The 12,192-nt window shown below is 49.3% G+C and carries 6 protein-coding genes; all 6 read left to right on the top strand.

What is annotated here, in order from left to right; genetic code table 11:
- Positions 1-28: 28 nt before the first annotated feature.
- The 6 genes from QFZ51_RS19720 (at position 29) to QFZ51_RS19695 (ending at position 12,183) form a co-directional block, all read left to right on the top strand.
- Positions 29-1,630 carry a SusD/RagB family nutrient-binding outer membrane lipoprotein gene (locus QFZ51_RS19720; protein ID WP_429048206.1) on the top strand — a complete coding sequence of 534 codons (1,602 nt, stop codon included), beginning with the start codon at positions 29-31 and terminating at the stop codon, positions 1,628-1,630.
- Between the two features lie 130 nt (positions 1,631-1,760).
- Entirely contained in the window at positions 1,761-2,357 is a 597-nt protein-coding gene (locus tag QFZ51_RS19715) for an RNA polymerase sigma factor (RefSeq protein ID WP_429048204.1), read from the top strand.
- Between the two features lie 112 nt (positions 2,358-2,469).
- Positions 2,470-3,690, top strand: a complete 1,221-nt coding sequence (locus QFZ51_RS19710) for a FecR family protein (protein WP_429048202.1) — start codon at positions 2,470-2,472, stop codon at positions 3,688-3,690.
- A 266-nt stretch (positions 3,691-3,956) separates the two neighbouring features.
- Entirely contained in the window at positions 3,957-7,229 is a 3,273-nt protein-coding gene (locus QFZ51_RS19705) for a TonB-dependent receptor (protein WP_429048201.1), read from the top strand.
- Between the two features lie 30 nt (positions 7,230-7,259).
- Positions 7,260-8,708, top strand: coding sequence for a RagB/SusD family nutrient uptake outer membrane protein (locus QFZ51_RS19700; protein ID WP_429048200.1), 1,449 nt, complete (start codon positions 7,260-7,262; stop codon positions 8,706-8,708).
- Positions 8,709-8,739: 31 nt separating this feature from the next.
- Entirely contained in the window at positions 8,740-12,183 is a 3,444-nt protein-coding gene (locus QFZ51_RS19695) for a carbohydrate-binding protein (RefSeq protein WP_429048199.1), read from the top strand.
- Positions 12,184-12,192: the final 9 nt, after the last annotated feature.

Below are 12,192 nucleotides of genomic sequence, written 5' to 3'. Positions count from 1 at the left end.
TCTACTCACCGATTAAAATGTGCAAAACATGAAGAACACAAAGAAAATATTCCTTTATATAGCCGGTGTTTCCATGACGCTTGGCGCTTGTACCAAAGATTTCCAGGAGATCAACACCACGCCGGGATTGCCAACCAGTACTACCATACCGCCAATGATAAACGGTGTGATCAGCACCCTGTTCCTGAAAGGACAGGAACAGGCAGCCATTCATAACGAATACTACTACCCGGTTACCCAACTGGCTACTATCAGCGGCAGTTCCGGTTACCTGGTGCAAAATGGTGCGCTGGATATCTGGAATGATTATTATGGCGCGCTGCAGAACCTGAACCAGATACAGGATAAGATAAATGCGTATGCCGGGGATAAAGCAGAAATGGATAATGTGCAGGCCATCACTTACATTTTGCGTGCCTATAAAACGCTGCGCATCACTGATCAGTTTGGGGATATTCCTTACTCAGAAGCAGGGCTTGCGTATACTTATAATACCGCCAATTACCGTCCGAAGTACGATTCACAGGAAAGCATTTACAAAAGCCTGCTGGAGCAGTTGAAGTGGGCGTCACAGCACCTTACTACCGCTGCCAACACGCCGGGAGGAAAGCCTTACCAGTCGCTGGGCGCTTCAGAAACTTTATTTGCCAATAACATCAGCATGTGGCAGAAGTTTGGTAACTCCCTGCTGCTGCGTTATGCTATGCAAATAGTGGAAAAAGATGCAGCTACCGCCACGCCTTACCTCCAATATGCGCTGGGTGGTATTCCGCTGATCGGGGAGGGTGAAGACGCTGGTATGTGGCCCGGCAAGCTGGGTGGCTATGTGCTCAACGACAGCCGCTTCTGGTCTTTCACCTCACATAAATTTGTGCGTTTAAGCACTACCTGCTGGAACATGATGGCAGATGGCACAAACACCGCACAGATCTTTGATCCGCGCGCAGTATTATTCTTTGAAACCAACCAGGCCGGCAACTGGGCGCCGCTTCAGCCAGGCAGCACGGTAGGTGATAATAACAATCCTTACCAGGATACCAGGGATGCGAATTTCGCCAACAAAGACAACTGCAAGTTTTCTCCCTTTAATTATTATATCGTAAGAGATATTTATTATCAGCCGGAATTATTCCTTACTGCCGCCGAAGTACATTTCCTGAAAGCAGAGGCATACGCCCGTGGCCTTGGTGTAGCCAAGAACATGGTAACCGCAGGTACGGAATATACTGCTGGGATTACTTCTGCAGTGAATTTCTGGTACTTTATTGCGCATAATACCAATGTAACCAATGATGCCTGGTCGAGTGTAGCGCCTGCAAGTCCTACGCCTGTGCAGATGGCCGCATTCCTGGCCAATCCGAAAGTAGCCTTTACCGGTACCGACGCTCAGAAGCTGGATAAGATTTATGCACAGGAGTGGTTATCTTTTTTCCGCCAGCCCTGGCTTGCTTATAATTTATGGAGAAGGACCGGCCGCACACCACGTGACGGCAACCCGGCTACCTACGTGAATTTTAACAGGCTGCAATATCCTGAACAGGAAGCGATCAACAACACTGTAAATAATAAAACACAATCCGACCAGATGGGCGGTAACTCCAATACCGTAAAAGTTTGGTGGATGAAATAAGATTGTGAATTTAGATGAATGATAACAGCCCCGGAGAATTCATTTCCCCGGGGGCTTCTTCGTATTGCCGCTTCCAGGAAAATATTAATTCGCAATTAAATTTTCCTACATTAGCAAGGAGGCAGTCTATATGCATGCGCAGCTATATAACGATAAAGAACTATTCCGGCTGATTTCGGAAGGCGATGAAACCGCTTTCCGCATGCTCTTTCGCAGGTACGTTCCGGAGCTGCGTCCGCTGATACTGCATTTGACCAAAACCGAAGCGGTGACCGATGATATTGTCCAGGAAACATTTTTGCGGTTATGGATCAGCCGCGATAAGCTCCCCGAAATAGAGAATCCCCGGTCCTGGCTGTTGCGGATTGTTTTTCACCTGTCGTTTTCTTATCTCCGTAAACAGGTGGTACATCATAAGGCCATCGATATTATTACATCAGCCTATAGTGCAGATGCGTCTGCCAGCTCCACGGAAGAAACCATGGTATATAATGCCATGATGAAACAGGTAAGCGCCGCCGTGGCACAGTTGCCTCCGCAGGCAAAGCGGATCTATCTTTTAAGCCGCGAAAAAGGGCTTAAAATACCGGAGATCGCAGACGAGCTATCCCTTTCCCCTAATACCGTCAAGAACTCCCTGGTCAGATCCCTGCAGTTTATCCGGAAGCAACTGGAGCTATCCGGGCACCTCTTTCCCGCCGTGGTGGTATGGCTGCTGACCCGTTAAATTTTTTTTCTTTTCCATAGGTCCTAAACATTTACCTGCGCGTCTGTATGCATAGTACACGTTTTAATGAAGCAACCACGTTCACTGAATAACAATCAAAACAGATCATAAATTGTCGATACAAGACCGTTTAGCATACCTCCTGCAACAGGCTGTGAGCCATACTGCTACTGCTGCCGAACTCCAGGAACTATCAGACCTGATCCAGGCTGATCAAACCGGGCATACCGCTCAACTGGCGGAAATGCTGCTGCGAAAGGACCTTTCCGGCGAAGCCGTGAATTACGATGAAACTTACTGGAACCAGGTAGCCAGCAATATACTGGCGGCCGACCGTTCGCCGGAAATGCTGGCGCCTGTGCATACGCCATACCAGCGCGCATGGCTGGCAGCAGCCATTGTTTCCGGACTGTTGCTGTTATCCGGCGCCGCGTACTGGTTATGGCAAAAGCCGGCTCCCGTACCAATGGCAACGGTTACTCCTGCGCCGGCCAACGATGTGGCCCCCGGTACCAACAAAGCGGTGCTCACACTGGCAGATGGTACACAGGTACCGCTGGACAGCGCCATACACGGCGCATTGGCGCAACAAGGCAATACAAAAATTTCCCGCCAGGGCGCAGGAAAACTCACCTACACTTATAATGCAGCATCACATGATGCCTTGACGATGCAATATAATACGCTGCGCACCCCGCGTGGCGGACAGTTTGAGGTAACGCTGCCGGATGGTACCCACGTATGGCTCAATGCAGAGAGCACATTAAAATATCCTGTTTCCTTTACCGGCCGCAACAGGCAGGTAGAACTGAGCGGGGAAGCCTATTTTGAAGTAGCTGCCAACGCGCAGCAACCTTTCCGGGTAATGGTGCCCACGCATGCCAATAATGGAAAGGACAGCCTGGAAATCGCCGTGCTGGGCACTCATTTCAACGTGATGGCATATAATGATGAACAGCAGATTAAAACCACGCTGCTGGAAGGGGCCGTGCGCGTAAGCAGCCATGGCAGTAGTAAACGCCTGGAGCCGGGCGAAGGTGTGAATCTTAATAAAAACAACAACACGTTATCTGCCCCGGCAAATGTAAATACAGAAGAAGCAGTGGCCTGGAAAAATGGATTTATCCAGCTGGAAGGTAACGACATCGCTTCTGCCATGCGTTTGATTTCACGCTGGTATGATGTGGAAGTAATATACAAAGCGCCTGTATCCGCCCACTTCCGGGGAATTATACCCAGGAATGTGCCGGTGTCGCAGGTGTTGAAAATGATGGAACTAACCGGTGAAGTACACTTTGAAATAAAGGGAAAACAACTGATCGTATCGCCCTGAATTCTTTTTCCACGTTAAAAAAACATTGACGTCATGAGTCCTTAATGTTTATTCCGTTACCAGTTATGAAGTGCCCAAAAAAACCGGGAGCGTTCGCTGCGCCCCCGGTAACATCCGGGCTTGTAATTAAAATCGCTTTCGACAATTATCATTATCAACCCAAACTACACAAATGTATGCTATTGACGCTTTTTTCCCAAAGCGGGCAACCAAGCCCTGCGTGGGTCAAAAAATTTCCACGATTATCAGTAAAAACGTTCCTGATTATGAAATTAACGGTGCTTTTGATGACCATTACCCTACTGGAGGTACACGCAGCCGGGTATTCACAAACAGTTACCCTATCGCAACGTAATATATCCCTGGACAAAGCCTTTAAAGAGATCAGGAAGCAAACGGGATATACTTTTTTGTATACCGATGAACAACTGCTTCACATCAGTAAAGTGAGCCTGCAACTGAAAGATGCTTCCCTGAAGGAAGCACTGGATGCCTGTTTTATGGATCAGCCGCTTGCTTACACCATCAGCGGTAAGGTGATTGTTATTAAACGGAAAGACGCGTCGGTGACACCCACAAACGCGCCGCCGGATAAGGAAATAAAGGGACGTATCACCAACGCGAAAGGAGAACCCCTGCCCGGCGTAACAGTGCAGGTGAAAGGGACCAACAAAGGTGTGGTAACAAATGAAAACGGCGAGTACGCCATTACCGTATCCACCGAAAACGCCATATTAATCGTTTCATCCATTGGTTATATTAAAGAGGAGGTACCGGTGGGCGCTAAAAGCGAACTGCCGGTTATACTCCAATCCAGCGCTTCCAGCATGAATGAGCTGGTAGTAGTGGGTTATGGCGTACAAAGGCGGGTGGAGCTTACCAATGCAATTACCACGGTTACCGCGGAATCGTTTAAAGACCAGCCAGTGAATCGCCTGGACCAGGTATTACAGGGCAGGGCTGCCGGCGTACAGGTAACCAATGCGGCTGGTTCTCCCGGCGGTGCTGTCAGGATCCGTATCCGCGGCGCCAACTCCATTACCAGCAACAATGGCCCTATATACGTAGTGGACGGTTTTGTGGGAGCTGAATTTTTTTCGATCAACCCGGATGATATTGAATCCATCCAGGTGTTGAAAGACGCATCTGCTACCGCTATTTACGGTAGCCGCGGTTCTAATGGCGTTATTATTGTTACCACGAAGAAAGGCAGCAAAGGCGCATTAAAAGTGAATCTCACCAGCCGTTTTTCTTCTTCTACCGTTATTAAAAAACTGGACCTGCTGAATGCCGGTGATTTCGCGGAAACAGCCAACGCACACGCTACGGCGGTAGGCACCACGAAGCCATTTACAGATGAGCAGGTGGCAGGTTACCGCACCAATGGCGGCACCAACTGGCAGGACGAAATTTTCAGGGCGGCGCCCAGCCAGGAGTATTTATTGAGCCTCGCCGGCGGCAACGACAAATCCGGTTATTTTATTTCCGGCAACTACCTGAACCAGGATGGCGTGATCAATAACTCTTCTTACAAACGTTATACGGTAAGATCTAACATTAATTCGCGTCTTTCAGACAGGGTATCTGCCACGCTTAACATCACCGGCTCCTACAGTACCGCGCAGAATGTAGATATCCCCGCCGATGGCCCCAGCAGCCCACTGGCGCAGGCCATCACCTGGTCGCCTACCGTGCCGGTAAGAAAAGCCGACGGTACCTACACACCCAACGACCCGGTGGGTTCCCTCTTTTTCAACCCGGTGGCATTAACTGTCGACCGGCTCGCAGTAACGGAAAGGATGTTGGCTAACCTGATAGGAGGTTTCCGCTTTGAGATCCTGCCAGGGCTGAGCTATCACCTGCAATATGGCGCAAACTACCTGGGATACGAGAACAAAAGTTTCGGCGGAAAGATCACCAACTCAGGCTCGGCAACCAGCAGTATCCGGTCCAACAAAGAGATCACACTCCAGAATACCAACACATTAAACTACCGGAAGTTATTTAATGAGGTGCATAGTCTTGATATTACGGCGGTAATGGAATACCAGCAGTCTACCTATAACTATGTATCTGCCGGCGCCTCCAATCTTACTTACGAAAACTTCCAGTGGAATAATCTTACACAGGGTACGCCGGGAAACCCGTCTTCCGGCTATTCCAAATGGGCCCTGTTTTCCCTCGTAGGCCGTGTTAACTATGGTTATAAAGATAAATACCTTGTTTCGGCTGCGCTGCGTCGTGATGGTTCTTCCAAGTTCCGTGGTGATAACAGGTTCGCCTATTTCCCTTCTGTGTCTGCAGGTTGGGTGATTTCGAATGAACCATTTATGAAGGAGATGCCAGCGCTCAGTAACCTGAAGCTGCGTGGCAGCTGGGGACTTACAGGTAACCAGGGCGTAGCTCCCTACGTTACTTATTCGGCTTATTCCAACAGGGTGGCCTCATTTACCAACTCCACTTTCCTGACCGGTATCGTCATGGGTAATATTGGAAACCCTGATCTGAAGTGGGAAACTACCGAGCAAAAAAATGTGGGCCTGGATGTTGGATTCTTAAACAACAGGATTAGCCTGACGGCAGACTACTTTATAAAAGATACCCGCGACCTGTTGCTGAACGAAACGTTGCCGCTTTACCTGGGTAATAACACCATTACCCGGAACGTTGGTACTGTGCAGAACAAAGGTTGGGAATTGTCCGTAGAAGCTGCCGTAATTGATAAAAGCGCCGTAAACTGGACCAGCTCAGCGAATGTTTCTTTTATCAAAAATAAGGTAATCTATATCGGCGCTGGTAAAACGATGATCTTTGATCCGAACACCCGCAAAATTGGGGGTGGTATGTCACAGCAACCCGAATTCGTTGTAATGCCGGGACAGCCGCTGGGTGCTATCTGGGGCCTCACTTACCTGGGCACCTGGAAACCAGGCGATGCAAAGGCCGCGGATTTTGGCGCTAAACCAGGCGATTCAAAATACCTCGATATTAACAGCGACGGAAAGATAGATGCCAATGACTATGGCGTAATTGGTACAGGGATTCCAAAAACTTCCATCGGCTGGAATAATACGGTTACTTACAAAGCATTTACATTGAACCTGTTTTTCCAGGGACTCTTTGGATTTGATAAATTGAACTATAATAACGCTGCAGCCATGTACTATGGCGGAGATGCCAGGGAAGCCACACTGGCTCAAATTAAAGACAGGTATATTCCGGGCGTGAACGAAACATCAGATATTCCTGCCTTCAGTACCACGAACAGGAACTTCACACAAAGTACCCGCTTCCTGGAAAAAGCAGATTTCCTGCGTCTTAAAAATGTAGGCCTGTCTTACGACATACCAAAATCAAAACTGAAAAATGCCCTCGGTATCAAGGTGTTTGTGAATGCTACCAACCTGTTCACCATCACTGATTACAGCGGTATAGATCCGGAAGCCAATTCCGCCGATGGTGATATCCGCCAGGGGATAGATTTCGGTTCTTATCCCAATGTTAAAACTTTTACCGGAGGCGTTACGCTCAGTTTTTAAAAAATAACGTACATGACTAAACGATTCCACATGAAAAAGATATTTCTCGCAGCCACGCTGTTATTAGCAGCGGGTTGCAGCAAAGAACTCACAGAAGATCCGAGGGGTTTGGTAGGAGGAGCGGAGGCATTGAGCAGCCAGGCAGGACTTGAATCTGCGCTTACCGGTGCATATGGCAGCTTAATGGTGCCATGGACCAGCGGATTCACCAGCGTGTCCCAGATCGCTATGACGATGGGCGCCGATGATCTCACCACACATCCCGGTTCCAATAAAGAAGAGTTCCGCGAATTTGACCGTTTCAATGTTACCTCGCTGAACGGCCGGATGACACCCATCTGGCTGGGCTGTTATAAAACCATCCAGTCTACCACCAACATCATCAACAACTACTCACGGGTAACGGATGGCGATGCAACAAAAACGCAAACCATTGTGGGAGAAGCCAGCTTCCTGCGGGCCCTGTGTTACTACTGGCTTACCCGCTTCTGGGGAGAAGTTCCGATCATCCCGTCTGAAATTTATTCTCCTGAATTTCTTACCCTCAAAAAAAGTAAACCTGCCGATGTATATAAGTTGATTGAAGAAGACCTGGCGAGAGCAGAACAATGGGTGCCCAACAAAAAACGCGATCCGGGAAGACCCAACAAAGGTTCTGTGAAAGCGCTGCTGGCAGATGTATACCTTACAGAAGCCGGATGGCCGCTGAAGGATCAGTCGAAATATGCACTGGCAGCGGCCAAAGCAAAAGAAGTAATAGACAATAAAGCAGCCTATGGCTTCGATCTTTTCCAGGATGGTTTTTTAAAGATCTTCGTGGGCGGTACAAAGGAAGACGTGTTCACGCTTTTCACCCGCGGGCAATGGTCTACCTACAATTCCTTTTACGGTCTTTCTACCATGCCGGAAAATGAAGGCGGCTGGAGTGATTTCTTTCCTGAGCTGAAGTTCTTCAATAACTTCCCTGCTGGTAAACGGAAAGACGCCACTTTCTCCACGGAGTTTGTAGTAGGCGGCAATACCATCCCCTGGCAGCAAACCACCACCAAACATCCGTACTATAAAAAATTCACAATCCAGCAGGACGGGGATAAGGCAGTATATATGTCGAACAACCCCGTGATCATGATCCGTTATGCGCATGTGTTGCTCATCTATGCAGAGGCGCAGGCACGCGCAACAGGCACGCCCAACAGCGAAGCTTATGCAGCCATCAATGCAGTACGTGACAGGGCTGGATTGGCGCCGCTGGCGGCAAACCTGTCGGGCGCCGACTTTGCTGCTGCGGTTGTAAATGAAAGGGCCTGGGAATTTGCAGGTGAGTGGAGCCGCTGGTTCGACCTTGTGCGGCTGGACCAGGTAGCTGCTGCCAACGCCGGTAAAGATCCCGGTGACCTGCAGCCTGCTGCGGCCATCACCCAGGCAGATTACTGGCTGCCTATACCAGGTGTAGATGCATTGGTAAACCCGAATTTATAAATCCACGGTTACTCATCCTAAATGAAGCGTTATGAAAAACATCTCAACACTTTTAGTGTTGCTGCTTGGCGTGTTCCTGTGTGGCCCGCTCCAGGCGCAATACCTGCTTTTAGATAACATGGAAGGTAGTGGCCCCTGCTCTGGCAGGTGGACCTACTACGCCGGCAATACCACTACGGGGAAAGTGCAGTTCGGCGTGCCTAACCCGAGTGTATCCGGGCTGAATACCAGTCCGCTGGTAGCCAAGTTCATAAAGGATACTTCTTGCTTTGAATACATGAGTGCAGGGAGCAGTCTTACGGATTCATTCGATCTTTCCACCAACAGCACCTTTAAGATGCTGGTGTATGCCAGTACGAAAGATGAGATCATGTTTAAGCTGCAACCTGGCGACAACTATTCCAAAGCGGTGTACTTTACTTATAAGGTAACCCAGATCAATCAATGGGAAGAAGCAACATTTAATTTCCAGAGCGTAAAACAACGGACAGATTTTAACCGCATCGAAGTACATTATATCGATGGCAAGAAAGCCAACGGTATCCTGTACTTCGACCTGGTACAAGGTCCTAATCCCACTGGCATCACCGTAAAAGATACCAGTATTTTAATGGGGCAGGAAAATGGCGCAGTACTCACCGCCACCCTGCGGGGAGGGGTATTCGATTCTGTACTCACTGCCGCCAACTGGACCGCCACCAACCTGCCTCCCGGCGTTACTATCGGTAATGTGCAACGGGTAAATGATTCCATTGCACGGGTTACGCTCAGCGGCAATTCAGCAGCTAATTATTCCCGGGCTATTTTAAAACTGACCGTTTCCGGGCAGGAACTGGTAAACGCCAATACCACTGCGTACAATGTAAAAGGCAATGTAGTATTTGAAGGAAACCCTAACTGGACGGTGATCTTCAACGATGAATTTAATGTTGATGGCGTACCGGATGTTACCAAATGGAAAGTAGATCCGCAGCCCAAAGGCTGGATTAACGGCGAACAGCAGGTGTATACAGATACCACGCACGACAATGCGCGTGTGAAAAACGGTAAGTTGATCATCAAAGGGAAAAAGGATTTCCCCAACGGAAACACTACAGAACCCTGGTCATCTGCCCGTCTTATTACACAAGGCAAAATGGATTTCCTTTATGGCAGGGTAGATGTACGCGCCCGGTTGCCCCGTGCACGCGGCTCCTGGCCGGCTATCTGGCTGATGCCCACCAGTAGCGTTTATGGCGGCTGGCCCAAAAGCGGCGAGCTGGATGTAATGGAACATGTAGGTAATAATTTTGGCACGGTACTGTCTACCGTACATACACAAAACCATAACTGGACGAACGGCGGCCAGGTATCTGCTACCAAAATTTTACCCGATGCAGATACTACGTATCATGTGTATAGTATGGAATGGGGCGCGGACTCCATCCGGTTTCTGTACGACAGCGTTAAAGTGTTGACATACCCGAATCCGCATACCGACTGGAAAGACTGGCCCTTTGATCAGAAATTTTTCCTGATACTGAACGTTGCCGTCGGCGGTGGTATGGGTGGTAATATAGTGGATGCAGATTGGCCGGATAGTATGATGGTGGATTATGTGCGTATTTCCCAGAAAGGATTAGGCACACCCATACTGGACTCCGTGGTGGTAACACCCGCCACGCTGACATTCCTTCCCGGCAAAACGCAGCAATACGTTGCCAAAGCGCTGGACCAGAACGGGCGTGTGATGTCGGTTACGCCGGTGTGGAGTGTTACCGGCAGCGGTAACAGCATTACAACAGGCGGGCTTGCCACACTGAACGATACGGCTAAAATTACCGCTACCATAACAGTAGACAGCGTCACCAAAACGGGCGTGGCTATTGCTAACCGGCGATCCGCCAACTATACACCGATACCCGCAAAAATAGAGGCAGAGAATTTTGGCAACAGCAATGTATGCTGCACCGAGTCCACATCAGATACCGGTGGCGGGCTGAATGTAAGCTACATTGGAGCCAGTAGCTGGCTGGAATATGATATCAGTGTACCGGACAGCAGCGAATACCGGATCCAGTTCCGCGTGGCTGTTAATTCGCTTTCCAGCCTGAAGGTGATGCTGGACACAGCGAGCCTGCAAACGGTAAGCCTGCCTCCAAGCGGCGGCTGGCAAAACTGGATCACTGTAACGTCGGCGCCTATACGTTTACTACCCGGCCAGAAAACGATCAGGATCCAGGCCGGTAAAGATGGCTGGAACTTCAACTGGCTGCGTTTCATACGGGCTGATTCCATTTCATTGGCACGGCTCACTGTTAAACCGGATACGGCAACAATGATTACCGGCACCACAAAGCAGTATACTGTTTCAGGCTACGGACAAGACAGCAGCGTATTTGCCATAAACCCGGTTTGGTCTGTTTCCGGCACCGGCAACAGCATCAGTGCATCCGGCTTGTTCCAGGCAAACGTGGTGGGCGATTATACGATTACGGCTACTGCAGGAACCATCAGCGATACCGCCAGCGCACATGTAATTGCTGCGCCCCGGTTAACGCGTATTACACTTACACCGGATACGGCTGCTGTACCGTTTGGCGCATCACAACAGTTTACTGCTAAAGGCTATGATCAGCGCGACAGCCTCTTTGCCTTTACGCCTGTATGGACCACTACCGGCGCCGGCAATACGATCAGCCCAACGGGCGTTTTCACGGCTGGTAATACAACAGGTACTTTCACCGTTACTGCATCCCGTGATTCTATCAGCGCGACAGCCGTAGCGAGTGTTGGCGATTTCTGTTCAGTTAATAATAAGTACGAGGCAGAAAGTGCTTCCAACCGTACTACCAGGCCAATTCTGCAGACCTGCACTGATATTGGCGGCGGACAGAATTTTGCCTATATGTATGTAGGCGACTGGTTCACTTACAACACACTGATTGTACCGTCGGCCGGAAAGTATACCATCAGCTTCCGGATCTCCTCTACGGTGCCGTCGGTGATATGGATTGGGCACAGCGGCTATAATTTCGGCAGCATTAACCTGCCATCTACTGGAGGAATCTGGAAAACCATCAGCGATACCATCACGTTGCCGGCACTGAGCTATACTGGTATTCATATCACATCCGGTACTTTTAAGTTCAACTGGTTCAGCATTGATAACTGCCCGGTGGCATCCGCCGATTCTTCTTCTGCACGTATGGCTTACAGCGATGTAAAATACACGCCGGAACCCGCAGCAGCAGATGCCCAAAAGGTGATCTTCTATCCCAATCCAACAACGGGGCAGCTGACCCTGGAATTGAAGGAACCGGTGTATACCATGCTTTCTGTGCTTGACATGCACGGTGCTGTGGTTAAATACTGGCGTATCAGCAAAGGACAAACACGCATCAGTCAGAACATCAGTTCACTGCCGGCAGGGACTTACCTGCTTAAACTTGAAAATCAATTTAAGGCGATCACGTTCAAGGTGATTAAGCTCTGATAAATGAAT

This window comes from Chitinophaga sp. W3I9, from assembly GCF_050434025.1.
GTDB lineage: Bacteria > Bacteroidota > Bacteroidia > Chitinophagales > Chitinophagaceae > Chitinophaga.
This window is presented reverse-complemented; position numbering and strand designations above follow the sequence as displayed.